Origin of the sequence: Kitasatospora sp. NPDC098652 (genome assembly GCF_044760155.1) — a bacterium.
Lineage (GTDB): Bacteria > Actinomycetota > Actinomycetes > Streptomycetales > Streptomycetaceae > Kitasatospora.
In genome coordinates this window covers 124,902-148,212 of the sequence record NZ_JBIWAQ010000006.1, presented here as the reverse complement: position 1 = coordinate 148,212, position 23,311 = coordinate 124,902, and the positions used below count along the sequence as shown (strand labels likewise).

Annotated in this window: 26 protein-coding genes; 16 read left to right on the top strand and 10 right to left on the bottom strand. The window is 73.5% G+C overall.

Annotation, left to right across the window (positions count from 1 at the left end; translation table 11 throughout):
* Positions 1 to 20: 20 nt before the first annotated feature.
* The 3 genes from glgX to treZ all read left to right on the top strand — a co-directional run bounded on the left by glgX (position 21) and on the right by treZ (position 6,532).
* Positions 21 to 2,168 (top strand): glycogen debranching protein GlgX, encoded by a 2,148-nt coding sequence (gene glgX / locus ACIQWA_RS16090; protein WP_402482739.1) that lies wholly within the window; start codon positions 21 to 23, stop codon positions 2,166 to 2,168.
* Positions 2,169 to 2,261: 93 nt separating this feature from the next.
* Entirely contained in the window at positions 2,262 to 4,796 is a 2,535-nt protein-coding gene (locus ACIQWA_RS16085) for an alpha-amylase family glycosyl hydrolase (protein ID WP_402482736.1), read from the top strand.
* Positions 4,793 to 6,532, top strand: coding sequence for a malto-oligosyltrehalose trehalohydrolase (gene treZ, locus ACIQWA_RS16080; RefSeq protein WP_402482733.1), 1,740 nt, complete (start codon positions 4,793 to 4,795; stop codon positions 6,530 to 6,532). The genes ACIQWA_RS16085 and treZ overlap by 4 nt, the downstream gene beginning before the upstream one ends.
* Before the next feature lie 76 nt (positions 6,533 to 6,608).
* Here the strand turns inward: treZ and ACIQWA_RS16075 are convergent, their stop codons facing one another.
* Both ACIQWA_RS16075 and ACIQWA_RS16070 read right to left on the bottom strand, forming a co-directional pair.
* Positions 6,609 to 7,502: a transketolase family protein gene (locus tag ACIQWA_RS16075; protein WP_402482730.1), complete on the bottom strand. Its 894-nt coding sequence runs from the start codon at positions 7,500 to 7,502 to the stop codon at positions 6,609 to 6,611.
* Between the two features lie 57 nt (positions 7,503 to 7,559).
* The gene (locus ACIQWA_RS16070; protein ID WP_360234683.1) at positions 7,560 to 8,273 is read right to left on the bottom strand and encodes a transketolase; all 714 of its coding nucleotides are present in this window, start codon (positions 8,271 to 8,273) and stop codon (positions 7,560 to 7,562) included.
* 56 nt (positions 8,274 to 8,329) lie between these two features.
* Here ACIQWA_RS16070 and soxR point away from each other — a divergent pair, with 56 nt between their 5' ends.
* Complete coding sequence (gene soxR, locus ACIQWA_RS16065; protein WP_402482726.1) at positions 8,330 to 8,887, top strand: redox-sensitive transcriptional activator SoxR; 558 nt, start codon at positions 8,330 to 8,332, stop codon at positions 8,885 to 8,887.
* A gap of 49 nt (positions 8,888 to 8,936) precedes the next feature.
* Complete coding sequence (locus ACIQWA_RS16060; protein ID WP_402482724.1) at positions 8,937 to 9,887, top strand: phosphotransferase family protein; 951 nt, start codon at positions 8,937 to 8,939, stop codon at positions 9,885 to 9,887.
* On the opposite strand, the gene ACIQWA_RS16055 is transcribed toward ACIQWA_RS16060, so the two are convergent.
* Together ACIQWA_RS16055 and ACIQWA_RS16050 are read right to left on the bottom strand one after the other, a co-directional pair.
* A complete protein-coding gene (locus ACIQWA_RS16055; protein WP_402482721.1) occupies positions 9,888 to 10,601 on the bottom strand; it encodes a formylglycine-generating enzyme family protein in 714 nt (237 codons plus the stop codon).
* A gap of 74 nt (positions 10,602 to 10,675) precedes the next feature.
* Positions 10,676 to 10,894, bottom strand: coding sequence for a hypothetical protein (locus ACIQWA_RS16050; protein ID WP_402482718.1), 219 nt, complete (start codon positions 10,892 to 10,894; stop codon positions 10,676 to 10,678).
* Positions 10,895 to 11,027: 133 nt separating this feature from the next.
* Between ACIQWA_RS16050 and ACIQWA_RS16045 the strand changes: the two genes are divergently transcribed.
* Positions 11,028 to 11,300 carry a hypothetical protein gene (locus ACIQWA_RS16045; protein ID WP_402482716.1) on the top strand — a complete coding sequence of 91 codons (273 nt, stop codon included), beginning with the start codon at positions 11,028 to 11,030 and terminating at the stop codon, positions 11,298 to 11,300.
* 89 nt (positions 11,301 to 11,389) lie between these two features.
* The gene (locus tag ACIQWA_RS16040) at positions 11,390 to 11,821 is read left to right on the top strand and encodes an SRPBCC family protein (protein WP_402482713.1); all 432 of its coding nucleotides are present in this window, start codon (positions 11,390 to 11,392) and stop codon (positions 11,819 to 11,821) included.
* A 98-nt stretch (positions 11,822 to 11,919) separates the two neighbouring features.
* Here the strand turns inward: ACIQWA_RS16040 and ACIQWA_RS16035 are convergent, their stop codons facing one another.
* On the bottom strand, positions 11,920 to 12,558 hold the full coding sequence (locus tag ACIQWA_RS16035) for a TetR/AcrR family transcriptional regulator (protein WP_402482710.1): 639 nt from the start codon (positions 12,556 to 12,558) through the stop codon (positions 11,920 to 11,922).
* A 168-nt stretch (positions 12,559 to 12,726) separates the two neighbouring features.
* On the opposite strand from ACIQWA_RS16035, the gene ACIQWA_RS16030 reads away from it, so the two are divergent.
* Both ACIQWA_RS16030 and ACIQWA_RS16025 read left to right on the top strand, forming a co-directional pair.
* Complete coding sequence (locus ACIQWA_RS16030; protein ID WP_402482707.1) at positions 12,727 to 13,428, top strand: SDR family oxidoreductase; 702 nt, start codon at positions 12,727 to 12,729, stop codon at positions 13,426 to 13,428.
* Positions 13,429 to 13,464: 36 nt separating this feature from the next.
* Positions 13,465 to 13,887 (top strand): tautomerase family protein, encoded by a 423-nt coding sequence (locus ACIQWA_RS16025; RefSeq protein ID WP_360234653.1) that lies wholly within the window; start codon positions 13,465 to 13,467, stop codon positions 13,885 to 13,887.
* A 6-nt stretch (positions 13,888 to 13,893) separates the two neighbouring features.
* Here ACIQWA_RS16025 and ACIQWA_RS16020 read toward each other — a convergent pair whose 3' ends face one another.
* The 4 genes from ACIQWA_RS16020 to ACIQWA_RS16005 form a co-directional block, all read right to left on the bottom strand.
* On the bottom strand, positions 13,894 to 14,319 hold the full coding sequence (locus tag ACIQWA_RS16020) for a hypothetical protein (RefSeq protein WP_402482704.1): 426 nt from the start codon (positions 14,317 to 14,319) through the stop codon (positions 13,894 to 13,896).
* 91 nt (positions 14,320 to 14,410) lie between these two features.
* Positions 14,411 to 14,851, bottom strand: coding sequence for a hypothetical protein (locus ACIQWA_RS16015; protein WP_402482701.1), 441 nt, complete (start codon positions 14,849 to 14,851; stop codon positions 14,411 to 14,413).
* Between the two features lie 57 nt (positions 14,852 to 14,908).
* Positions 14,909 to 15,085 carry a hypothetical protein gene (locus tag ACIQWA_RS16010; protein WP_402482698.1) on the bottom strand — a complete coding sequence of 59 codons (177 nt, stop codon included), beginning with the start codon at positions 15,083 to 15,085 and terminating at the stop codon, positions 14,909 to 14,911.
* The gene (locus tag ACIQWA_RS16005) at positions 15,082 to 15,474 is read right to left on the bottom strand and encodes an ATP-binding protein (RefSeq protein ID WP_402482695.1); all 393 of its coding nucleotides are present in this window, start codon (positions 15,472 to 15,474) and stop codon (positions 15,082 to 15,084) included. The genes ACIQWA_RS16010 and ACIQWA_RS16005 overlap by 4 nt, the downstream gene beginning before the upstream one ends.
* A gap of 246 nt (positions 15,475 to 15,720) precedes the next feature.
* On the opposite strand from ACIQWA_RS16005, the gene ACIQWA_RS16000 reads away from it, so the two are divergent.
* The 3 genes from ACIQWA_RS16000 (at position 15,721) to ACIQWA_RS15990 (ending at position 17,115) form a co-directional block, all read left to right on the top strand.
* Positions 15,721 to 16,575 (top strand): helix-turn-helix domain-containing protein, encoded by an 855-nt coding sequence (locus ACIQWA_RS16000; protein ID WP_402482692.1) that lies wholly within the window; start codon positions 15,721 to 15,723, stop codon positions 16,573 to 16,575.
* Positions 16,572 to 16,781 (top strand): DUF397 domain-containing protein, encoded by a 210-nt coding sequence (locus ACIQWA_RS15995; RefSeq protein WP_402482689.1) that lies wholly within the window; start codon positions 16,572 to 16,574, stop codon positions 16,779 to 16,781. The genes ACIQWA_RS16000 and ACIQWA_RS15995 overlap by 4 nt, the downstream gene beginning before the upstream one ends.
* A 64-nt stretch (positions 16,782 to 16,845) precedes the next feature.
* Positions 16,846 to 17,115, top strand: coding sequence for a DUF397 domain-containing protein (locus ACIQWA_RS15990; protein ID WP_402482687.1), 270 nt, complete (start codon positions 16,846 to 16,848; stop codon positions 17,113 to 17,115).
* A gap of 59 nt (positions 17,116 to 17,174) precedes the next feature.
* Here ACIQWA_RS15990 and ACIQWA_RS15985 read toward each other — a convergent pair whose 3' ends face one another.
* Entirely contained in the window at positions 17,175 to 17,951 is a 777-nt protein-coding gene (locus ACIQWA_RS15985) for an SDR family oxidoreductase (protein WP_360234612.1), read from the bottom strand.
* 172 nt (positions 17,952 to 18,123) lie between these two features.
* Here ACIQWA_RS15985 and ACIQWA_RS15980 point away from each other — a divergent pair, with 172 nt between their 5' ends.
* From ACIQWA_RS15980 to ACIQWA_RS15965, 4 genes are all read left to right on the top strand, one after another.
* Positions 18,124 to 18,981, top strand: coding sequence for a helix-turn-helix transcriptional regulator (locus ACIQWA_RS15980; protein WP_402482684.1), 858 nt, complete (start codon positions 18,124 to 18,126; stop codon positions 18,979 to 18,981).
* A 39-nt stretch (positions 18,982 to 19,020) separates the two neighbouring features.
* Positions 19,021 to 19,941, top strand: coding sequence for an aminoglycoside phosphotransferase family protein (locus tag ACIQWA_RS15975; RefSeq protein ID WP_402482682.1), 921 nt, complete (start codon positions 19,021 to 19,023; stop codon positions 19,939 to 19,941).
* Positions 19,942 to 20,415: 474 nt separating this feature from the next.
* The gene (locus ACIQWA_RS15970; RefSeq protein ID WP_402482679.1) at positions 20,416 to 21,303 is read left to right on the top strand and encodes a LysR family transcriptional regulator; all 888 of its coding nucleotides are present in this window, start codon (positions 20,416 to 20,418) and stop codon (positions 21,301 to 21,303) included.
* A 165-nt stretch (positions 21,304 to 21,468) separates the two neighbouring features.
* Complete coding sequence (locus tag ACIQWA_RS15965) at positions 21,469 to 22,734, top strand: alpha/beta hydrolase (RefSeq protein WP_402482677.1); 1,266 nt, start codon at positions 21,469 to 21,471, stop codon at positions 22,732 to 22,734.
* Positions 22,735 to 23,311 lie beyond the last annotated feature (577 nt).

Genomic DNA, 23,311 nt, shown 5'->3' with positions numbered 1-23,311 from the left:
CACAAGGAAGTTGAGGACTCATGCAGGTCTGGCCCGGTAAGCCCTACCCCCTCGGCGCCACCTACGACGGGGTCGGCACCAACTTCGCGGTGTTCTCGGAGAGTGCCGACCGGATCGAGCTGTGCCTGATCGACGAGGACGGCTCGGAGACCGCCGTCGAACTGCGCGAGACGGACGCCTTCGTCCGGCACGCCTACCTCCCGGGCGTCCAGCCCGGCCAGCGCTACGGCTTCCGGGTGCACGGCCCGTACAACCCGGGCCTGGGTCAGCGGCACAACAGCGCCAAGCTGCTCCTGGACCCGTACGCCAAGGCGATGAGCGGGCACATCGACTGGGACGAGTCCGTGTACGGCTACCACTTCGGCGCCCCCGAGCGCCGCAACGACCTCGACTCCGCCCCGCACACCATGCACTCGGTGGTCATCAACCCGTACTTCGACTGGGGCACCGACCACCCGCCGCGCACCGACTACCACCGCACCGTCATCTACGAGGCCCACGTCAAGGGCCTCACCAAGCTGCACCCCGGCATCCCCGAGGAGATCCGCGGCAGCTACGCGGCCCTGGCCCACCCGGCGGTGATCGAGCACCTGGCCAAGCTGGGCGTCACCGCGATCGAGCTGATGCCCGTGCACCAGTTCGTCCGCGACCACCGGCTGCGCGACCTCGGGCTGGCCAACTACTGGGGCTACAACACCATCGGCTTCTTCGCCCCGCACTCCTCCTACTCCTCCACCGGCGACCGCGGCCAGCAGGTGCAGGAGTTCAAGTCGATGGTCAAGGCGCTGCACTCGGCCGGGATCGAGGTGATCCTGGACGTCGTCTACAACCACACCGCCGAGGGCAACCACCTCGGGCCCACGCTGTCGCTGCGCGGCCTGGACAACGTCTCCTACTACCGCCTCGCCCAGGACCAGCGCTTCTACGAGGACACCACCGGCACCGGCAACAGCCTGCTGATGCGCAGCCCGCACGTGCTCCAGCTGATCATGGACTCGCTGCGCTACTGGGTCACCGAGATGCACGTGGACGGCTTCCGCTTCGACCTCGCCGCCACCCTGGCCCGGCAGTTCCACGAGGTCGACCGGCTGTCCTCGTTCTTCGACCTGGTGCAGCAGGACCCGGTGGTCTCCCAGGCCAAGCTGATCGCCGAGCCCTGGGACCTCGGCGAGGGCGGCTACCAGGTCGGCAACTTCCCGCCGCTGTGGACGGAGTGGAACGGCATGTACCGGGACACCGTGCGCGACCTGTGGCGCGGCGAGAACGCCACCCTGGCCGAGTTCGGCTCCCGGCTCACCGGCTCCTCCGACCTCTACCAGGACGACGGCCGCCGCCCGATCGCCTCCATCAACTTCGTCACCTGCCACGACGGCTTCACCCTGCGCGACCTGGTCTCCTACAACGACAAGCACAACGAGGCCAACGGCGAGGACAACCGGGACGGCGAGTCCTTCAACCGCTCCTGGAACTGCGGCACCGAGGGCCCCAGCGCCGACCCGGCCGTCGAGGAGCTGCGAGCGCGCCAGCAGCGCAACTTCATCGCCACCCTGATGCTCTCCCAGGGCGTGCCGATGCTCTCCCACGGCGACGAGCTCGGCCGCACCCAGCAGGGCAACAACAACGCCTACTGCCAGGACAACGAACTCGCCTGGGTGCACTGGCCCGAGGGCGACGGCCCGGCCGCCCGGCTGCTGGAGTTCACCCAGGGGATGATCTGGCTGCGCCGCGACCACCCGGTGTTCCGGCGGCGCCGGTTCTTCCACGGACGGCCGGTCTCCGGGCGGCACGGCGCCGTCGCCCCCGCCCCGGACGGCTACGACGACCTCACCGACATCGCCTGGTTCACCCCCGCCGGGGAGGAGATGACCAAGCGCAACTGGGGCGCCAGCTACGCCAAGTCGCTGACCGTCTTCCTCAACGGCTACGCCATCTCCGAACCGGACCGGCGCGGCGGGCGGATCGTCGACGACTCCTTCCTGCTGATGTTCAACGCCCACTTCGAGCCGCTGGAGTTCACCGTCCCCGCCGACCACGGGCAGGAGTGGCAGGTCGTGGTCGACACCGCGCAGCCCCGGCTGCCCGCCCCCGGGGCCGGGGCCCGGGTCAAGGCCGGCGACGCCCTGTGGCTCACCGACCGCTCGCTGATGGTGCTCCAGCGGCCGGCCTGACCCGGGTGCCGGGATCCCATGGGGATCTTGCGCTCACCTGTTCGGGTCAGCACCGGGTCTTGGCGGCGGGCCCGGCCGGGTACCTATGGAGCTATGACCTCCGCCGCCGAGCCCGCGCAGCCCCGCCCGGCCGCTACCCCTCCGACCGCCGCCACCCCTCCCAGCGCCGCCACCCCTGCCACCCCTCCCACCGCTGCCCCCAGCGCCTCGTACCGCCTCCAGCTCCAGCCCGGCTTCACCCTGCGCGACGCCACCGCCGCCGTCCCCTACCTTGCCGCCCTCGGCGTCTCCCACCTGCACCTCTCCCCGCTGCTGGAGGCCACCCCGGGCTCCACCCACGGCTACGACACCGTCGACCACACCCGGATCAGCGAACAGCTCGGCGGCGAGAGCGCGCTGCGCGCCCTGGCCGCCGAGGCCCACCGGCACGGCCTGCGGCTGCTCGCCGACGTGGTGCCCAACCACATGGCCGTGCCCGTCCCCGAGCGGCTCAACGAGCCGCTCCGGCAGGTGCTCCGGGACGGGCCCGACTCGCCGTACGCCCGCTGGTTCGACATCGACTGGACCGCCCAGCCCGGCCCCGCCGACGCCCCGGAGCGCGGCCGGGTGCTGCTGCCGCTGCTCGGCGACCGGCTCGGCGCCGTCCTCGACCAGCTGGTGGTCGACGGCGAGGTGCTGCGCTACCACCGGCACGAGCTGCCACTGCGCCCCGGCACCGAAGGGCTGCCGCTCCCCGAACTGCTGGCCCGGCAGTGGTACCGGCTCGCCTGGTGGCGGCTGGCCCGCACCGAGCTCAACTACCGGCGCTTCTTCACCGTCAACGAGCTGATCGCCGTCCGGGCCGAGGACCCGGAGGTCTTCGCCGCCACCCACGCCGTGCTGCTGCGGCTGCACGCCGACGGCGTCCTGGACGGCTTCCGGATCGACCACCCCGACGGGCTCGCCGACCCGCGCGGCTACCTGCGCCGCCTGGCCGACGCCACCGGCGGCGCCTACGTCGTGGTCGAGAAGATCCTCACCGGCGAGGAGCGGCTGCCCGCGGACTGGCCGGTGGCCGGCACCACGGGCTACGACGCGCTGCGCCGCATCGACGGCGTGCTCACCGACCCGGCGGGCGCCCGCCGGCTGGCCGAGGCGTACGAGGCCTTCCTGCACGGCGGGGCGGGCCCGGGCGGCGAGGCAGCCCTGGACGACGGGCCGGGCCTGCACAGCGGCGGGCCGGGCCACGGGCCCGGCCCGGACCCGCACCCCGCCGTCGCCGCCGCCCTGCGCGGCCGGGCCGAGATGACCGGGCCCGGCGGCGAGCTGACCGCCGAGGTCGAGCGGCTGGTCCGGATCGCCCTGCGGATCGGCGCCGCCGAACCCGCGCACGCCGACCACGCGCCCTGGCAGCTGCGCGCGGCGCTGCGCCGGCTGCTCACCCACTACCCGGTGTACCGGCCGTACGCCCGGCCCGGCGAGCCCGCCGACGACCCCGGGCTGCCGGTGGACGACGCCGCCGACCCCACCGAGCGCCTGGTCGCCGCCCTCGCCCTCGGCCGGCTGGGCCGCAGCGCGGACAAGGACGAGTTCTGCGTGCGCTTCGCCCAGACCGCCGCCGCCGTGGCCGCCAAGGGCGTCGAGGACACCGCCTTCTACCGCTGGAACGCGCTGCCCGGCCTCAACGAGGTCGGCGGCGACCCCGCCCGGCCCGGGCTGTCCCCGGCCGCCTTCCACGACTGGTGCCGGTACCTGGAGCGCAGCTGGCCGCACAGCATGACGGCGCTCTCCACCCACGACACCAAGCGCAGCGCCGACGCCCGGGCCCGCCTCGCCGTCCTCGCCGAGCAGCCGCAGGCCTGGGCCGCCGAGGTCGCCGCTTGGTCCGCCGCCGCCGGGCCCGCCGCCCCCGGGCTCGACCGGGACGCCGACTGGCTGCTCTGGCACACCCTGGTGGCCGCCTGGCCGATCACCCCGGACCGGCTGGTCGCCGCCCTGCTCAAGGCCGTCCGCGAGGCCAAGCTGCACACCTCCTGGACCAGCCCCGACGCCGGGTACGAGCAGGCCCTGGAGCAGCGGGCCCGCGCCGTCCACGGCGACGCCGCGCTGCTCACCCGGATCGAGGGCCGGGTGCGGGCGCTCGCCCCCTACGCCCGCGCCAACACCCTGGCCGCCGCCCTGCTGCACCTGACCGTCCCCGGTGTGCCGGACCTCTTCCAGGGCAGCGAGGAGCCGCTGTACACCCTGGTCGACCCGGACAACCGGGGCGTGGTGGACCTCGGCGCACTCGCCGTACGGCTCACCGACGCGGCCACCCCGCGCCCCGGCGACCTCGCCCGGGAGAAGCTCCACCTGACCGCCACCGCGCTGCACCTGCGCCGCTCCGGCCCGCTCAGCGCCTACCGGCCGCTGGCCGCCCCCGACCACCTGCTCGCCTTCGCCCGCGGCGAGGACGTGGTCACCGCCGTCACCCGGCTCCCGTACGGGCTGGAGCGGGCGGGCGGCTGGCGCGACGCCGTGCTGGACCTGCCGCCCGGCGGGCCGTGGACCGACCAGCTGTCGTTGCGCGAGTTCCCCGCCGGTCCGGTGCCGGTGGCGGAACTGCTGGCGACGTACCCGGTGGCGCTGCTGACCAGGAGGGGCCGATGAGGTCGCGCTACGAGGTCTGGGCGCCGAACGCGACCCGCCGGGTGGACGTGGAAGTCGGCGGCAGCGCCTACGAGTTGGCGCGCTGCCCGGACCGGGACGGCTGGTGGAGCGGCGAGGCCCCGGCGGGCGACTACGCCTTCCGGCTCGACGGCGGCCCACCACTGCCCGACCCGCGCTCGCCCCGCCAGCCCTACGGCCCCGACGGCCCCAGCCGGGCGGTCGACCACGCCGCCTTCCGCTGGTCGGACACCGGCTGGCGCGGCCGGGCCCTGCCCGGCGCGGTGCTCTACGAGCTGCACGTCGGCACCTTCACCGCCCGCGGCACCTTCGACGCGGCCGCCGAACACCTGGACCACCTGGTCGAGTTGGGCGTGGACTTCGTCGAACTGATGCCGGTCTGCCCGTTCCCCGGCAAGCACGGCTGGGGCTACGACGGCGTCTCGCCCTGGGCCGTGCACGAGCCCTACGGCGGCCCGGAGGGGCTCAAGCGCTTCGTGGACGCCGCACACCGCAAGGGCCTCGGGGTGGTGCTCGACGTGGTGCACAACCACCTCGGCCCGTCCGGCAACCACCTCCCCGCATACGGCCCGTACTTCACCGACCGGCACCACACCCCCTGGGGCTCGGCGGTCAACCTGGACGCGCCCGGCTCGGACGAGGTACGCGCCTACCTGGTCGGCAGCGCGCTCGCCTGGCTGCGCGACTACCGGATCGACGGCCTGCGGCTGGACGCCGTGCACGCCCTCGTGGACGACCGGGCCGTCCACTTCCTGGAGGAACTCTCGTGTGAGGTCGAGAAGTTGGCGACCTCGTCGAACCGCCCGCTGTTCCTGATCGCCGAATCCGACCTCAACGCCCCGCGCACCACCGCCCCACGCGAGGCCGGCGGCCAGGGCCTCACCGCCCAGTGGAACGACGACTTCCACCACGCCCTGCACTGCGCGCTGACCGGCGAATCCCAGGGCTACTACGCGGACTTCGCGACCGCGCCGCTCACCGCCCTGGCCAAGGTGCTGCGCCACGGCTTCTTCCACGACGGCACCTGGTCCTCCTTCCGGGGGCGCAGCCACGGCCGCCCGTTCGGGGCCGGTGCGGCGGGCCACCGGCTGCTCGGCTACCTCCAGACCCACGACCAGGTCGGCAACCGGGCGCTCGGCGACCGGATCTCCACCTCGCTCACCCCCGGCCGACTGGCCTGCGGCGCCGCGCTGGTGCTCACCTCGCCGTTCACCCCGATGCTGTTCATGGGCGAGGAGTGGGCCGCCGCCACTCCCTGGCAGTACTTCACCGACCACACCGACCCGGCCCTGGCGGAGGCCGTCCGGCAGGGCCGGCGGCGGGAGTTCGCCGAGCACGGCTGGGCCGCCGAGGCCGTCCCGGACCCGCAGGAGCCGGCCACCGTGCTCCGCTCGGTGCTCGACTGGACCGAGCCCCGGCGCGCCCCGCACGCCGAACTCCTCGACTGGCACCGGACGTTGATAGGGCTGCGGCGCGCCCGGCCGGAGCTGGTCGACCCGGACCTCGGCGCGGTGCGGGTCGACCACGACGAGGCGGCGGGCTGGCTGGTGCTGCACCGGGGGCCGTACCGGATCGCGGTCAACCTGGGCCCGGACGGGGCCCTGCTGCCGCTGGGCGGCGCCGGGCGGGAGGTGGTGGCGGCCTTCGGCGCGGCGGCGCTGGAGGACACGGCAGTTCGGCTGGGGGCGGACGCGGTGGCGGTCGTCCGGGTGGGCTGAGGCCGCACCGTGTGCGTGGCCTGAGGTTCCGCCGCGTGCGTGACCCGAGGCTTCGCCATGTGCGTGGCTCGAGGCCTCACCAGAGGAAGGTGCCGATCCGCTCCCGGAGCGAGGCCGCGTCCAGGCCGTAGGCGGCCAGGTGCTCCGGGATCGACCCGTACTGCCGGTGCTCCTCGCGCGGCACGCCCAGGGCCAGCACCCGGTGCGGGCGGTCGGCCAGCGCCGCGTGCGCCTCGTTCGCCGAGGTGCCCGCCAGGTAGGGCTCCACCAGGACCACGTCCGCCTTGTCGCCCAGCGCGGCGCGCAGACCGGCGGCGTCGAAGGGGCGCACCGTCGCCGCGTACAGCACGGTGACGTCCAGGCCCTCGGTGGCCGCGAGCACCGCGTCCAGCATCGGGCCGACGGCCAGCACCACGCCGCGGCCGCCGGTGCGGACGGTGGTGAAGCGGCCGGGCTCGACGGCGACCGGCGCGGCGTTCTGGTGCGCCGAGAGCCGTACGTACACGTTGCGGTCACCGTCCGCGTAGGCGTCGCGCAGCAGCCGCTCGGCCTCGTCCGGGTGGCCGGGGACGTGCACCGTCCAGTCCGGCAGGGTGTCCAACAGGGCGACGTCGCCCGGGGACATGTGGGTGCGGCCGCCGGCCGGCCAGTCGTAGGAGCCGGCCGCGCTCACCAGCACCGCGCCGACGCCCTGGTGGACCAGGTCCAACTTGACCTGCTCCCAGGGGCGTTCGATCAGGAAGCTGGCGAAGGTGTGGGCGATCGGGCGCATCCCGGTCAGCGCCAGGCCGCCGGCCGCGCCGATCAGCAGCTGCTCCCGGATGCCGACGTTGACCACCCGGTCGGGGTGGCGCCGCTGGGCCGGCTCGAAGGCGGCGGCGGTGATGTCGGCGAGCACCACGGCCAGTCGGGGGTCCTCGTCCAGCAGTCGGGTGGTGACGTCGACGAAGCGGTCGCGCATGGTGTCCATCGGTGAAGTGCCTTTCGCTGCGCTCTGGTTGGTGTGCTCAGGAGTTGTGCGGCGCGGTCAGGAGTCCTTCGGCTCGACCCGGGCGACCACCGCGTGCGGGCGGCCCGGGTGCTCGGCGGTGTACGCCCGGTACAGCGCCTCGTGGTCGCGGCCGTCGACGGTCGCGGTGGACCACCCCTCGGCGGCGAAGCGCCGGGCGATGCCGCCCTGCCAGCCGTGGGTGGCCGAGGAGTTGTCGATCACCACCACGTGGAGCCGGTCCAGGCCGTACGCACCGGCGAAGGCCACCGCCTCGTGGTTGGAGCCCTCGTCGAACTCGGCGTCGCCGACCAGCACCCACACCGCCGGGTCCGCCAGCCCCTGGGCCCGCAGCCCGAGCGCGGTGCCCACGCCCAGCGGCAGGCCGTGGCCGAGCGAGCCGGAGGAGATCTCCACCCCGCGCAGCAGGGCGCGGTCCGGGTGGTGGCCGAGCGGCGAGTCGTAGCCGCCGAAGCTCGGCAGCACGGCCGGATCGAGGAAGCCCTTGGCCGCGAGCACGGCGTAGTAGGCCATCGGGCCGTGGCCCTTGGACAGCAGGAAGCGGTCACGGTCCTGGGCGTCGGCGGTGTCCGGGGAGACCCGCAGCACCCGGTCGTACAGCACCCACAGGGCGTCCAGGGTGGAGGTGGCGGCGGGGCCGTGCTTCTCGTCGCCGGTCATCAGGGCCATCAGGTTCGGCAGGTCCGCGAAGCGGGCCCGGCCCACGGTTTCCGTACTGGTCGTCGTCGTCATGCGTCGATCGTGCAACTTAAAGCGAACTTGAGGTCAAGCGGCTACAGTGAGTGCCCATGACCGCGATACCCGGCAGCGTCCGCACCGCCGCCCCGCGCCCCGGCGACCTGCTCACCATCGGCCAGCTGGCCGCCCGCAGCGGGCTGGCCCACTCCGCGCTGCGCTACTACGAGAGCCTCGGCCTGATCCACGCCACCCGCACCGCCGGCGGCCAGCGCCGCTACCCGCGCGGCACGCTGCGCCGGGTCGCCTTCGTCCGGGCCGCCCAGCGGGTCGGCCTCTCCCTGGACGAGGCCAGGGTCGCCCTCGACCGACTGCCCGAACGCCCCGCCCCCAGCGGCACCGAATGGGACGTCGTCGCCCAGTCCTGGCAGAGCCGGATCGACGAACAGATCGCCGAGCTCGAACGGCTCAAGGCCAAGCTCACCGGCTGCATCGGCTGCGGCTGCCTCTCGCTCACCCGCTGCGCCCTCTACAACGCGGACGACCGCGCCGCCGAGGCCGGCCCCGGCGCCCGCTACCTGGTCACCCGCGACCCGGACAGCGGACCGGAGCCCACCCCGCCGGACCTCCCGGGCGGCTGCGGCCCCCGGGGGCGCGCGGGGGGCTCGTAGCACTGAAAAGCCTTTGCCGCCGGGCCGTTGGTGTGCCTACGGTGCAGGCATGCTGCCCTTGGTGGAGACGGACGAGCAGGGGGACGCGGTCGTCCCCGAGGAAGCGGTGCTGCGCCCGGGCGCCGAGGCGCTGTGCGCGCGGCTGGGCGTCGGCGGGCGGGCGCTGGAGCGCTTCGCGGAGGGCTCCGTGCCGGTCTACGCGGTGGGCTCCGAGCACGTGCTCAAGCTGTTCCCGGCGCCCTCCGCCCGGGACGCACTGACCGAGGAGCGCGTCCTGGCCTTCCTGGCGGGCCGGCTCCCCGTCCCCACCCCCGCGCTCCGGGCGGCCGGCGAGTACGTCAACGGCTGGCGCTACGTCCTGATGTCCCGCCTGCACGGCGAGGGCCTGGCCCCGGCCTGGCCGCGCGTCCCGCAGCGCGAGCGCGAGCGGATCGCCCACGACTGCGGCGAGGCGCTCGCCGCCCTGCACGCCCTGGACACCTCGCGCACTGCGGCCGCCCCGGGCGCGGAGCCGCTCGCCGACGCCCTCCCGCCCGGCGACTGGCCGGCCTTCCTGGCCCGCCAGCGCGCGGGCGCCGTCGCCCGGCAGCGCGAACGCGGCCTGCCCGAGGCCTGGTTGGAGCAGATCCCGGAATTCCTGGCTGCCGCCCCGCTCCCGGCCGGCCCACAACGCGCCCTGCTGCACACCGAGTTCATGCGCGAGCACCTGATCACCGACCCGGCCGACGGCTGGCGGCTCACCGGCCTGATCGACTTCGAGCCCGCCATGATCGGCGACCCGGCCTACGACCTGGTCGCCGTCGGCCTGTTCACCACCCGCGCCGACCCCCACCTGCTCGGGCGGCTGCTCGCCGCCTACGGCCGCCCCTTCGAACCGCGCCTGCTGATGGCGTACACGCTGCTCCACGTGTACAGCAACCTGCCCTGGTACCTACGGGAGTTGAAGCCCTCGGCGCGCACCCTGGACGACCTCGCGCTGGAGTGGTTCGGGACTGCCTAACTAAGGCCGGGGGTCCGTGCGCAGCAGGCTGTAGCGCAGCACGTCGCGCCATTCACCGTCCCGGAAGGCCCGGATCGACCGGGCGAGCCGGAAGCCGACGTCGTCGATCCGCAGGGTCGGGTGGCTGCGGCGGCGGACGGAGGCGCGGCAGCTCCAGTGCTCGTCGAACCAGCCGCCGCCGCGCAGGACGCGGTAACTGCCGTACACCTCGGGGTCGTAGAGGTCCCAGCACCACTCCCACACGTTGCCGAGCAGGTCGTACAGCCCGAGGGCGTTGGGCCGCAGCTCGCCGACCGGGTGCGGGCGTTCGCCGGAGTTGCCGCGGTGCCAGGCGATCTCGTCCAGCGGGCCGTAGCGCGGCCCGTCGGTGCCGGCGCGGCAGGCGTGCTCCCATTCGGCCTCGGTGGGCAGCCGGTGGCCGTCGGCGGCGCGGTCCCAGGCGACGTCCTCGCCGTCCACCCGGTAGGCGGGCGCGAGGCCCTCGCGCCGGGACAGCTCGTTGCAGTACCGGACGGCGTCGAGCCAGGAGACGCTGTGCGCGGGGCGGCGGTCGCCGGTGAGGCCCTCGTACTGCTCGCGGGTGACCGGACAGGGCGCCAGCTCGAAGGGGGCCACCTCGACGCTCCAACTCCGCTGGGTGCGGCGGTCGGAGAGCGTGACGCGGCCGGGCGGAACGGCGATCGGCGCGGCGCTGGGTCCGGTACGGGGTTCCATGATCGGCGATCCTACGGCCCGTCTCCCGGCCGCCCTACCGACCGACTCGACCCCTCCGCCCGTCCGCGGCCGCCCTACCGTCCGGCTCGGCCCTCCGTCCCGACGCCACCCAGCAGGTCGACGGCGCCGCGCTCGGCCAGCTCCTCCGCATGGGCGGGCAGCGGGGTGCCCGCGTGCAGGTGGACCCGGACGACGGCGAGCGGCAGGCCGACGACGGCGAGGGTGACCCGGTCGAGGTCCAGCGGCGTCACGGGGCCGAGCCGCTCGGCGAGCCCCTCCACCGCCTGCCGCACCCGCCGCCCGGCCTGCCGTTCGCGCCGCAGTTGCTGGCCCCCGCTGCGACTCGACGGCCCGCTCGCGGTCGGCGCCGCCGGCGGACACGGGCCGGTCCGCTACCGGGTCGTCGGATACCAGCCGGGCCGGTGGGTGCGGTTCCGGTTCAGCGGGCCGCGCGGGTTCGACGGGTTCCACGAGTTCACCGTCCAGCCCGCGAACGACGGTTCGCTGCTGCGCCACACCATCGCGATGCGACTGCACGGCCCGGGACGGCTGAGCTGGCCGCTGGCCTTCCGCTGGCTGCACGACGCCCTGCTGGAGGACTCCCTCGACCGGGCCGTCCGCGCCTGCGCCGCCGCCGTGGACTCCCCGGCGCGCTGGAGCGCCCCCGTACGACTGCTGCGCCGACTGGCCCACCGCTGACCACGCCACGCCCCCTGGCGCCCGCACCTGACGCACCGCCAGGATGGTGCCCGACCGACGGGAACAGCGGACGAGAGGCGGCGACGGCGATGGCGGGTCTGACGGTCAGCACGGTGGTGGAGGCCCCGGCCGAGCGGGTCTGGGAACTGGTCGGGGACTTCCACGCCCTCGGCGAGTGGCACCCCCACCTGCCGGCGAGCCGGCTCGGCAACGAGCTGACGGGCAACGCGATCGGCGCGGTCCGGGTGTTCGAGTTCGACGGCGTGGTGCTGCGGGAGACCCTGGTCGCCTACGACGACGAGGCCCGCGCCTACACCTACAGCTTCCCCGACGGCACCTTCCACTTCGACGCCTACCGCGCCACCCTGCGGGTCACCCCGGTGACCGAGCTGGGCGCCAGCTTCGTGGAGTGGAGCGTGACGTACGACATCGAGGCGGAGCACCGCAAGGAGTCCACCGAGCGCGTGCACGGCGTCTTCACCACCGGCCTGGCCGCCCTGCGGGAGCGCTTCGCGGGCTGAGATCGGAGGCGGGGGCGGCGGCGGGCGCGGCACGAGAAGTCGGCCTGGTCGACTTCTCGTGCGCAGGCCGCAGGCCGCAGGCCGGACAGTCCCAAGCCCTACGCCGGCGGCGCGCCCTCGCCCGTCGCGGTCAGGCGGTGCCGGGCCGCGGCGAGGAGCTCGGCGGACAGGCCCGGATCGTCGCTCGCCCGGGCGAGCATCAGTGCGCCGACCATCGTCGACAGGTCGGCGAGTGCCGCCTCGCGCCCGGCCGGGTCGGGCAGCTGCTGGAAGCCGTCGACCAGGTCGCGCAGTCCGGCCGTGAAGGCGGTGCGCAGCGGGGCGCCGGGTTCGGCTCGGGCCGCGTCGGCGGCCAGCGCGGCGGCGGCGCAGCCCTGGCCGGGGTGGTCGCGGTGGAGGGTGGAGAGGTAGCGGGCGAGGAACTCGGCGCGGGGGGTGCGCGGCTCGCCCTCGCCCGCAGGGCCGTCCGCCTGGTGGTCCGTACGCCCGTCCGCCAGCTCGTCCACGAGGGCGTCCATGGCTTCGCGGCGTTCGGCGAAGGCGGCGGTGAGGGCCTGGGCGACGAGGTCGTCCTTGGACGAGAAGTGCCGGTAGAAGCCGCCGTGGGTGAGCCCGGCCGCGGCCATCGCCCGGGGGACGCTGACCTGCTCGGAGCCCTTCTCCCGGATCAGCCTGGCGGTGTGGTCGATGACCTCCTGACGGTGGCGTTCGGCCTCGGCGCGTGAGACGCGGGGCATGTCCGCGCTCCCTTCGTCGTCCTGTGGTGGTGTCCCAGCGGTCCCCCGATGGTGCTCCCAACTCTCCCACCCGGGCCTCCCTTGCCCATTTTAGATGATGCCCATAATCTAAAACCGCGACGCCCCGACACCGGGGCACCGCCCTTCCGGAGAGCGAGGAACACGCACATGACCGTGATCGAAGGCTCCACCGCCCTGGTCACCGGAGGCCTCCGCGGCCTCGGCCGGGCGTTCGTCGGGGAACTGCTGGCACGCGGCGCGACGAAGGTCTACGCCACCGCCCGCACCCCCTCCCCCAGCGAGGACGCCCGGGTCGAGGCCCTCCCCCTGGACGTCACCTCCGACGCCTCGGTCGCCGCCCTGGCCGAGCGGGTGCAGGACGTCGACATCGTCTTCAACAACGCCGGCGTCCTGCACCCGGGCGCTCTGCTGACCACCGACCTGCGGCACGTCCAGGACACCTTCGACACCAACGTCCTGGGCCCGCTGCGCATCGCCCGCGCCTTCGCGCCCGTCCTGGCCGCCCGCGGCGGCGGGGCACTCGTCGACATCCACTCCGCGCTCTCCTGGGGCGCGGGCGCGGGCGCGTACGGCGCCTCCAAGGCGGCCTTCTGGTCGCTCACCAACTCGCTGCGCCTGGAGCTCGCCGCCCAGCACACCCAGGTCGTCGGCGTGCACCTGGGCTTCGCCGACACCGAGATGGTGGCCGCCCTGCCCGTCGACAAGCTCCCGGCCGACGAGGTGGCCCGCATCGTGCTGGACGGCATCGAGCGCGGCGACCGCGAGGTCCTCGTCGACGACGTCTCCCGGTCGTTCAAGGCCGCGCTCGCCGGGCCGGTGGAGGGCCTGACCGTCCCCTTCCGCCGCTGATTCCGGACCCCATCGCCCTCACGGAGGAGCACACCCATGCCCCTGTGGCACGTCTACCACCCTCGCGGCACCTACAGCCCCGAGCAGAAGCAGCGGATGGCCGCCGACATCACCGGCATCTACACCCGCTTCGGGCTGCCGAAGTTCTACGTGATGACGCTGTTCCACGAGATCGGCGCCGACGACTTCCACGTCGGCGACCGGCCCACCCAGGACGCGGTACGGATCGTGGTCGAGCACATCGCCCGCCACACCGAGGACCCCGACCTGCGCAAGCGCACCCGGGAGGCGCTCGCCGCCGTCCTCGCGCCCCACACCACCGACCGCGGCCTGTACTGCGAGTTCCACGTCGACGAGACTCCCCGCGACCTGTGGATGATGGACGGGATCTCCCCGCCCCCGTCCAACAGCGAGGCCGAACAGCTGTGGGTGCGGGAGAACCGCCCGATCCCGTACTGACCGCCCCTACGGAGTGCCGGGCGGCCGGGCGTGGCCGGCCTCGTGCAGGTTCGCCAGGGCCAGGTAGTCGTTGTTCAGCATCACCTGAGCCAGCCGGGCCGCCGCCGAGACGACATCGGGCCAGCCGGAGGCGTCCAGGAAGGCCTCGTCGGGAGCCCGGGCGCCGACCGCGTCCTGTACGGCGCTGCAGGCGGCGCCGAGCCGGGCCATCAGCTCGACCTCCTGCTCGGTGCGCAGGCTCAGACCGAGATGGCCCGCGGGCTCGCGCGCGTCGCAGAAGTCGTCGAAGAGCACGTGCACGACGTGGTCGAGATCCTCCAACTGCCCGCGGTCGAGCCACACTTCCCGCTGCCAGGTCGGGCTGGCCAGGGACACGACGGCGGGCACGACGTGGAGCCGGTAGTAGGGGAAAGCGATTCCGTGATCGATCACGGGCCGACGGTACCCACACAGCACCCGACCGGGCAGTGATTAAAGAGTGCAGCTCCGCAGGCTCACCCGAGGAGGACGGCTCGGACAACCGCTAGAGGGCCAGCACGAACCAGCCGGCCACCGAGACCACTGCGGCGACCCGGCCGAGGGCAACCGCCGCCCGCCCGTGCTCCGGCCCCCGTGCCCGCTGGAAGGCGGCGATCAGCGCGCTGATCGCCGCTACCGGCATGAACAGGAACGCCAGGAACCAGGGCCATCCGCCCAGGGAGAGCACGGCGAGGAGGCCGAGGATCAGCAGCGGCAGCCACACCCCGGCCACCGTGAACCCGGCTGCGGCGCAGGCGACGCGGAACCGGTCCTGGCGCCGGTAGAAGGACGGGACGGAGCAGACGGCGGCGGTCAGCAGTCCGACGGCGGCGAGGAAGAGCCACAGGCCGACCTCGTACGTCGGCGCGATGAGTATCAGCGGCACCAGGAACACCGCACTCGCCATCCCGGCCGACCACCGCGCACTCGCGGGCACCACGGCCATGCCTCCCCCATTCGTTTGAACGCGTTCAAACCTAGCATGCGGGGAGACGGGGAACGGTCAGGCGGATTCGGCGTCGCCGATCGCGGCGAGCAGCTGCCGTCGGACGGCAGCGGAGGCGCAGGGCAACCGACGGGCCAACTCGATGTCGAGTCGCCGACGTTCGGCCCGGAGGAGCCGGGCGACGGGGGCACGGGAGCAGTGCTGGAACCAGAAGTCGCGGAGCAGGTCAATCACGCGGCCACCTCGCCCCACACGACCTTGCCGATGGGCCGGCGCGGGCAGCAGCCCCAGCGCTTGGTGAGGGAGTCGACGAGGTGGAGGCCTCGCCCGGTCTCGCCGTCGAGACCGGGCGAGGAGAGGGAGGGGAGGCGGTCGCCCCGGGCGTCGTGGACCTCGATACGGAGGCGGGTGGAGTCGACGTCGAGGGCGAAGTAGATGAGGTGGCCGATCGGGGTGCCGTGCAGGACGGCGTTGGTGACGAACTCGGTGGCCACGACGAGCCCGGAGTCGAGGAAGCGGTCGCCGCTCGGGGTGGAGGAGAGGAGAACGGCGAGCCGCTGGCGCGCGATCGCGGGGGAGCGACGGCTGCGCGGGAGCCAGATGGTGGAGGAGGTTCGAGACATGGCGAAGTCATCTTCCAGGAAGAGGGGTTGAAGCCATGCGACGACCGGGCGGAGGCAAAGGAATGCCCGGCGGCAGACCGTCGTGATCACCCAGACGACCCGAAGGACTACTCCCTGTAGCATGCCCTGGCGAAGCAATTGCATGCAACTGCTCGCACCATGCAATTGCTCGATCATGAACCGAGATTGGACTCCGGGAGTGATGGCAAACTATGCAAGGAAGCGATCGGCCAGGGAGTGTGACGCATGAGCAGTCCGACCGTGCTGCGGCGTAGGCTCGGCGGCGAGCTCGGCAAGTTGCGCGCGTCGCGCGAGATGAACGCCAAGGACGTGGCCTCCGCGTTGGGTTGGTCCGCGTCGAAACTGAGCCGCATCGAGAGCGGGCTCGTGCCGCTACAAGAGCGCGACGCCGCGAAGCTCTTGGCCCACTACGGCGTCACGTCGGCCGATGAGGTGAAGCACTTCCTCAGCCTGACGCGCCAGAGCCGCCAGCAAGGTTGGTGGCACGCGTACGGCGAGGCATTGCCGGATTGGTTCCGCGCCTACGTGGGCTTCGAGTCCGACGCCGCGAAGATCGAGACCTATCAGTGCGAGCTGGTTCCGGGGCTTCTACAGACCGAGGAATATGCGCGGCACGTGATCCGTGCGATGAACCCCACTGAATCCGCCGAAGAAGTGGATCGACGGGTCGCCCTGCGGATGGATCGTCAGCAGATCCTCGATCGCCGCGAGCCACCTCAGCTGTGGGCAATCATCGGCGAGGCCGTCATACGGCGACCGGTCGGCGGCAGCCGGACCATGGCTGATCAGTTGAATCACCTTGCCACGATGGCGGATGAGCACCCACACATCACCATTCAGGTTCTGCCGTTCTCCGCCGGTGCACACGCGGCCATGGGCGCTTCTTTCTCCATCCTCTCGTTCAACGACATCCCCGGCAGCGTGGCGTACTCCGAGGCAACCACCAGCAGCATCTACTCGGAACGGCCTCACGAGATCGCCCGCCACGAGGATGCCTTCCACCGCCTTATGGCGTCGTCGGTCCAGCCCGAGAGGTCCATCGCATGGTTGAGGGAAGTCGCAGAGGAGTACTCCCCGTGAATCACGAATTCCAGAAGGCCAGTTGGCGCAAGAGCACCTACAGCAACGGTCAGGGTGACTGCATCGAGATCGCCGACGGACTCGACGACATAGTCCCGGTCCGTGACAGCAAGGACCCCCACGGCCCCGCACTCAGCTTCACCCCAGAGGCCTGGCAGGCGTTCGTGGCTGGTCTCCGAGCAGGCGACTTCCCGGCCACCAACTGACCCAGTAGCGTGGGCTGCCCGGGCTGCGCGGGCAGCCCACACCAAGCCTCGGGAGGTCCTGCCCGTGTCAGTCGGCCTTGAATGGCGAAAGAGCAGCTACAGCAACCCCTCCGGCGGGGACTGCGTCGAAGTCGCCTCGACACTCCCCATCGCCTGGCGCAAGTCGAGTGCCAGCAACCCGAACGACAACTGCGTCGAGTTCGGCCAACTGGTCAGCTCTGTCGCCGTCCGCGACAGCAAGGACCCGCACGGCCCCGCGCTCACCTTCTCCCCCGACGGCTGGCGGTCCTTCATCGCCGGCATCCGCTCGGACGACTTCCCCACCACCCCCTGAAACACCACGGGCGGCCCCGCGCACGCTGCGCGGGGCCGCCCATGGCAGGGGCTTGCGGCTCAGCTGGGCTGGCCGGTGGGCATCACCGTGACCTGCTGGAGGTTGACCCGGGGCGGCAGGGTGGCGATGAAGCCGACGGTCTCCGCGACGTCCTCCGGGGTGAGCCACTCCATGGCGGCCTTCGCGCCCTCCAGCCAGTCCAGCGCGCCCTGGTCGGTGACGTGGCTCTGCAGCTCCGTCCCGACGATGCCGGGCTCGACCGCCGACACCCGGACCTTCTTCGCCCCCAGCTCGGCCCGCAGCGTCCGGGACAGGTGGCTGACGTACGCCTTCGTGCCGGAGTACACCGCGAAGGTCGGGAAGATGTTCTGCGCCGCGATGGACGACGTATTGATCAGGTCGGCCACGCCGCGCTCGGCGGCCGCCTTCACCAGCTGCGGGGTGAACACGCCGATCGCGTTCATCAGGCCGGTGATGTTGAGGTCGATCTGCTGCTTCCACTGCGCGGTCGCCAGCTCCTCGATCGGGGCGGGCAGCATGACCCCGGCGTTGTTCAGCAGCAGGTCGGCACCGCCGAACTCGGCCGCCACCCGCGCCGCGGCGGCCTGCATCGCCTCGACGTCCGTCACGTCGGCGGCGATCGCCACCGCGCTGCCGCCGTTCTTCTCGATCCGCTCGACCAGTTCGGCCAGCCGCTCCGCCCGCCGCGCCAGGACGACGACCCGGGCGCCCAGCGCCGCCAGCTTCTCGGCCGAGGCCGCACCGATGCCGCTCGAAGCCCCGGTGACGACGGCGACGCGGCCGGCGAGCGGAAGGGAGGTGGTGTTCGTGGACATGGCTCTTACGCTCCAGGGATGTGGGATTCGGCCGCCGTTCCCGGTCGGCCACAGATCCAGTACAGCCCCCGCGCCGGCCCCTCGGGACGCCATAGCTGGCCCTGTCCAGGCAGGTACTGCCAGGGCCACCCAGGACCGCCCGCCACCGCGCCACCGCACCGACAATGGAGTCATGGACCGCACCAAGGAGATCGCCGGCTTCCTCCGCTCCCGCCGCGCCCGGGTCACCCCCGAGGCCGCCGGGCTGCCCGCCGACGGGCGGGTCCGCCGGGTGCCCGGGCTGCGCCGGGACGAGGTGGCCCGGCTGGCCGGGGTGAGCACCGAGTACTACACCCGCCTGGAGCAGGGGCGGGCCCTCAACCCGTCCCCCGAGGTCGTCGACGCGATCACCCGCGCCCTGCGCCTGGACGACACCGAGCGGGAGCACCTCACCGACCTGCTCCACTCCGACCCCCGGCCCACCACCCGCCGCGCCCCGGCCACGGCCCAACGGGTACGCCCGGGGCTGTACTTGATGCTGGAGACGCTCGACCGCGTCCCGGCCTTCATCCTCGGCCGACGCACCGACGTCCTGGCCTCCAACCGGCTCGCCCGGGAGGTCCTCACCGACTTCGACGCCCTGCCCGCCAACCGCCGCAACCTGGCCCGCTACTACCTGCTGGACCCCAAGGCCCGGGAGACGGTGGGTGATTGGGAGCGGCTCGCCGCCGAGACGGTGGCCATGCTCCGGTTCGAGGCGGGTCGCTATCCCCAGGACCGCCGGCTGGCCGATCTGGTCGGCGAACTCACGCTCCAGGTACCGGAGTTCACCGGCTGGTGGAACGACCACCGGGTACTGCGCCGCACCCACGGCGCCAAGCACTACCACCACCCCCTGGTCGGGGAGCTGCACTTCTCCTACGAGTCCTTCCAGGTGCCGGGCGACGCGGAGCAGACGCTGTGCGTCTACAACGTCGAGCCGAACTCCCCCACCGCGCAGTCCCTCCGGGTCCTGGCCAGTTGGACGGCGTCCACGGTTCCGTCCACCTAGGCGTGGGCCGTCTCGGGGCACCCAACTACCCTTCCCTCCATGCCCCGTACCGAGATCGAGATCACCGAGGAGCTGGTCCGGCAGCTCCTGCGCGACCAGCACCCCGACCTGGCCGAGCTCCCGCTGCGGCTCGGTGCGCTCGGCTGGACCAACCAGATGTGGCGGCTCGGCGAGGACCTCGCCGTCCGGGTGCCCTGGGAGACGGAGTCGGCAGGGGCCCTGCTGCGCAAGGAACACGCCTGGCTGCCCGCCCTCCCGCAGCCCCTCCCGCTGCCGATCCCGGCACCCCGGCGCCTCGGCGAGCCCTCCGAGCGCTTCCCCCACCCCTGGCTGGTCACCACCTGGGTCCCGGGCACGCCCGCCGACCGCGCCCCCGTCACCCGCGCCGCCGCCGCGGCCGGAACCCTGGCCGCCTTCCTGACCGCCCTGCACCGGCCCGCCCCCGCCTCCGCCCCCACCGGCGCCCGGGGCGAGCCACTGGCCGCCCAGGCCGAGCACGTCACCGCGGGGCTGGCCTCGGCCGCCGCCATGGGGCTGATCCCCGACCCGGACGCAGTCCGCGCCGTCTGGGAGGACGCCGTCACCGCACCCGACTGGACCGGCCCGGCCCTGTGGATCCACGGCGACCTCCACCCGGCCAACGTCCTCACCGCCGACGGCACCCTCTGCGGCGTCGTCGACTTCGGCGAACTCTGCGCGGGCGACCCGGCGAGCGACCTCGCCGCCGCCTGGTCCCTCCTCCCGGACGGCGGGGCCGAGCTCTTCCACCGGGCCTACCGCCCGGCCCCGGACCGGGCCACCCTGCGCCGCGCCCGCGGCTGGGCCGTCATGCGCGCCCTCGGCGGCGTCCACATCGGCGAGGCCGGCCGCCACGGCCGCCCGGGCGGCAAGGCCACCTGGGGCCCGCCCGCCCACGCCGCCCTCGCCCGCCTCGCCGCCTACGCCCGCACCCGGCTGTAGCGGACGACTGCATCCGCTGGGAGCACGCGCTCACCGCACCGTCGGGGAGCGCGGCACCCCGCACACCGAGCACACCGTCCGAGCGCGGCACCCCGCCCGCACACCGAGTGCACCGTCCGAGCGCGACCCCGCTCCCAGCCGCCTCCCGGGCCGTCCCGCGCGACCTCCGGGGTGCCCGTCCTGCCCCACCCGCCGACTGACGGGTCGGCGGCTGAGGCAGGAGCGGCACCGCCGGCCGGGGTGGCGGCAGCGGCCGCCGCAGGATCCGTGGTCTCGCGGAGGATGCTGCGCGCCGGATCTCCCCGTTCCGTTCGGCCGGACGCGTACAGAAGGCCGAATGACGTGCACGCCGAGACGTCACTCGGCATACCCCCGTCGCCATTCGCGATGGCCTGTTGCACGCGCCCACTCTGGGTGCGATCACCGGACAGCACAAGTGAATGTTTCTTGACTGCACCTCGTAGCATCACTGAGATGTTGAACCTCGAACGCTTGCGGGTGCTGCACGCGGTGGCGACGACCGGATCCGTCGTGGGCGCGGCCCGGCTCCTGCACGTCACCACGTCGGCGGTCTCGCAGCAGATGGCGCGACTGGAGCAGGAGACCGGCGCCCACCTGGCGGAACGTCAGGGCCGGGGCATTCGCCTGACCGAGGCCGGCACCCTGCTCGCCGGGGAGGCCGCGGAACTGCTCGCGCACGTGGAACGCGTCATGGCGACGATGGCGCAGCACCACGGACTGGTGACCGGCAACCTCACGATCGCGGCCTTCCCCACCGCCGCCCGCGCGCTGCTCCCGTCGGCCCTGCGGGCCCTGCGGGCCCGGTACCCGGACCTGACGGTGTCGGCGCGGGAGCAGGAACCGTACGAAGCCGTCCCGGCGGTGCGGCGCGGGCTGCTCGACCTGGCCGTCGTCGAGGACTGGACCGGTGATCCGCTCGCCCTGCCCCAGGGGCTGGACCACCGCGCCCTCCTCGACGACACCTACGACATCGCCCTGCCCCCGGACCATCGGCTCGCCGGCCGCCCGACGCTGAGCTTGGCCGACCTCGGTGATGAGCACTGGATCACCTCGAGCGACGGGCAGCTGTGCCACGCATGGCTGGTGCGCAACATCAAGCGTGCCCGCATCGCCCACACCGCCTCGGAACACCCCACGCAGTTGGCGCTGGTCGCGGCAGGACTGGGAATCGCCATCATCCCGCGCCTGGGACGTGAACCGGCCGCCGCTCCGGTACGGTTCGTGCCCCTGGTGGACGCCCCGCGGCGCCGGGTCTTCGCCGTCTGGCGTTCCACCTCGACCGCGCGTCCCTCGATCGGCGTTGTGGTCGATGCGCTGATCGAAGCCTGTCCGGCCGGCTGAGAGCCGTCCCGTCCGGATGTCGGCCCGGCGCCCGGCAGCGGACGGGTGCTGCCGCGACGGTGGCGACGGCGGCCACGCCCCGCACCCCCAGGTGGCGGTCAGCGAACCACCAGCGAACGGTCAGCCTCTCAGCCCCTTCTCATCCACCGCCCCTAGCCTCCGCGCATGAACGTCTCGCTGCTCGACGGCTGGTTCCCCTGGACCGTCCAGGCCGCCGCCCTCGCCCTGTTCCTGACCGCGGTGGGCCTGCGGGACCGGGCGTGGCAGCGCAAGTGGGGGCCGATCGCGCTGGGTACGGCGCTGGTGGTCACCGCGCTGCTCGCCCTCGCCGTCCTCACCCTGTCCGGGATCACCGACCCGATCCCGTTCGGGGTGTGGCTGTGGAGCGGGGTGGCGATCGCGGCGCTCGCCGTCCTGGGCTTCGGCTGGCGCGGCGCGCGGTGGTGGCGGCGGGCGCTGGTGGCGCCGACCGTCCTGCTGGCGCTGTTCTGCGCCGCGAACAGCGTGAACATCGCCACCGGCTACTACCCGACGGTCGACGACGCGATCGGCGAGCTCAGCGGGCAGCCGCTGCCGGACCAGATCACCCTGGCCGAGGTCTCCTCGATCCACGGGAAGACGACGACCGGCCGCATCGTCCAGGTCGACATCCCGGACACCGCGAGCGGCTTCACCCACCGCCAGGAGCTGGTCTACCTGCCGCCCGCCTGGTTCCGCAGCAAGACCCGGCCGAAGCTGCCGGTGCTGGAGATGATCGGCGGCGAGTTCGCGGCGCCCGACAACTGGATCCGTTCGGGCAACGCGGTGCGGACCGCCGACGAGTTCGCCGCGAAGCACAACGGCTTCGCCCCGATCCTGGTCTTCGTCGACGCCACCGGCGGCTTCCGGGTGGACACCGAGTGCGTGGACGGCCCGCACGGCAACTCCGAGAGCCACCTGCTCAAGGACGTCCCCCCGTACGTCCAGAAGACCTTCAACGCCGCCACCGACCCCCACAAGTGGGGGGTGGCCGGCTGGTCGATGGGCGGCACCTGCGCCGTCGACCTGGTCGTCGAGCACCCGAACGTCTTCACCCACTTCGGCGACTTCTCCGGCGACAAGGGCCCGTACATCGGCGACAAGGACCACACCATCCAGGAGCTGTACGGCGGCGACGCGGCGGCCTGGGCCGCCCACGACCCGCTGACGGTGCTCGCCCACCACCCCAAGTACCAGGGCGTCTCCGGCTACTTCGGGCAGGGCGACGAGGAGCACAGCCAGATCGAGTCCGCCAAGGCCCTGGAGGCGGCCGCCAGGAAGGACGGCATCCGCACCACCGCCGCCGTCGGCTCCGGCAAGCACAGCTGGCAGACCGGCTCCGCCACCTTCGCCCAGGCCCTCCCCTGGCTCGCCGCCCAACTCGGCGTCCCGGGCACCCGCCCACAGCCGTAACGGGCCGGCCGGACACCCCGCCGCCGCACCGGGCCCGACACCCCGCAGCCATAACGGGCCGGCCGGACACCCCGCCGCCGCACCGGGCCCGACACCCCGCAGCCATAACGGGCCGGCCGGACACCCCGCCGCCGCACCGGGCCGGACACCCCGCGCGACCTGCCCCGACCCGGACCGTGGGTGGGATCACATCCGCCCGGCGGCCGGGAGGAAGCCTTGGCATCGGCAGCCCGTTCGGGGCGGGCCGACACCGCCTCGAACGGCCCCGGCCCACCCGCCGGCTCCCGGCCCCGGGGCCCTGAATCCGTGGCCCGCCAAGGGATCCGGCCCCCACGGACCGGCCGAACGGCGCTCCCCCGCCGGACAGAGGTTCCGCCGCGGCTGCACACATGTTCACCACCAGTCCGCTGCAACCGCCCCATTCGCCCGCGCGCCGGGCGGAATCCCGCTTTGCGACCGGCGCCGCCGTGTCATAGGTTTCGTCCGCCGTCGACGCAGCACCCGCTCTGACCGTTCCTCAGACCTGCGGTGAGCTGCGGAGCCAGGGGGCCTGACGGCAGCAGCAACGGGGGAGGAA

What these genes read in the sequence shown, in the direction of transcription:
- treZ (WP_402482733.1), top strand. Translation starts at nt 4,793, where the DNA reads ATGAGGTCGCGCTACGAGGTCTGGGCGCCGAACGCGACCCGCCGGGTG.
- ACIQWA_RS16015 (WP_402482701.1), bottom strand. Translation starts at nt 14,851, where the DNA reads ATGGCCGTGGTGCCCGCGAGTGCGCGGTGGTCGGCCGGGATGGCGAGT.
- ACIQWA_RS16060 (WP_402482724.1), top strand. Translation starts at nt 8,937, where the DNA reads ATGCTGCCCTTGGTGGAGACGGACGAGCAGGGGGACGCGGTCGTCCCC.
- soxR (WP_402482726.1), top strand. Translation starts at nt 8,330, where the DNA reads ATGACCGCGATACCCGGCAGCGTCCGCACCGCCGCCCCGCGCCCCGGC.
- ACIQWA_RS15985 (WP_360234612.1), bottom strand. Translation starts at nt 17,951, where the DNA reads ATGTCCACGAACACCACCTCCCTTCCGCTCGCCGGCCGCGTCGCCGTC.
- ACIQWA_RS16085 (WP_402482736.1), top strand. Translation starts at nt 2,262, where the DNA reads ATGACCTCCGCCGCCGAGCCCGCGCAGCCCCGCCCGGCCGCTACCCCT.
- ACIQWA_RS16070 (WP_360234683.1), bottom strand. Translation starts at nt 8,273, where the DNA reads ATGACGACGACGACCAGTACGGAAACCGTGGGCCGGGCCCGCTTCGCG.
- ACIQWA_RS15970 (WP_402482679.1), top strand. Translation starts at nt 20,416, where the DNA reads ATGTTGAACCTCGAACGCTTGCGGGTGCTGCACGCGGTGGCGACGACC.
- ACIQWA_RS16040 (WP_402482713.1), top strand. Translation starts at nt 11,390, where the DNA reads ATGGCGGGTCTGACGGTCAGCACGGTGGTGGAGGCCCCGGCCGAGCGG.
- ACIQWA_RS16000 (WP_402482692.1), top strand. Translation starts at nt 15,721, where the DNA reads ATGAGCAGTCCGACCGTGCTGCGGCGTAGGCTCGGCGGCGAGCTCGGC.
- ACIQWA_RS16055 (WP_402482721.1), bottom strand. Translation starts at nt 10,601, where the DNA reads ATGGAACCCCGTACCGGACCCAGCGCCGCGCCGATCGCCGTTCCGCCC.
- ACIQWA_RS16025 (WP_360234653.1), top strand. Translation starts at nt 13,465, where the DNA reads ATGCCCCTGTGGCACGTCTACCACCCTCGCGGCACCTACAGCCCCGAG.
- ACIQWA_RS16035 (WP_402482710.1), bottom strand. Translation starts at nt 12,558, where the DNA reads ATGCCCCGCGTCTCACGCGCCGAGGCCGAACGCCACCGTCAGGAGGTC.
- ACIQWA_RS16005 (WP_402482695.1), bottom strand. Translation starts at nt 15,474, where the DNA reads ATGTCTCGAACCTCCTCCACCATCTGGCTCCCGCGCAGCCGTCGCTCC.
- ACIQWA_RS15975 (WP_402482682.1), top strand. Translation starts at nt 19,021, where the DNA reads ATGCCCCGTACCGAGATCGAGATCACCGAGGAGCTGGTCCGGCAGCTC.
- ACIQWA_RS16030 (WP_402482707.1), top strand. Translation starts at nt 12,727, where the DNA reads ATGACCGTGATCGAAGGCTCCACCGCCCTGGTCACCGGAGGCCTCCGC.
- glgX (WP_402482739.1), top strand. Translation starts at nt 21, where the DNA reads ATGCAGGTCTGGCCCGGTAAGCCCTACCCCCTCGGCGCCACCTACGAC.
- ACIQWA_RS16075 (WP_402482730.1), bottom strand. Translation starts at nt 7,502, where the DNA reads ATGGACACCATGCGCGACCGCTTCGTCGACGTCACCACCCGACTGCTG.
- ACIQWA_RS15965 (WP_402482677.1), top strand. Translation starts at nt 21,469, where the DNA reads ATGAACGTCTCGCTGCTCGACGGCTGGTTCCCCTGGACCGTCCAGGCC.
- ACIQWA_RS15980 (WP_402482684.1), top strand. Translation starts at nt 18,124, where the DNA reads ATGGACCGCACCAAGGAGATCGCCGGCTTCCTCCGCTCCCGCCGCGCC.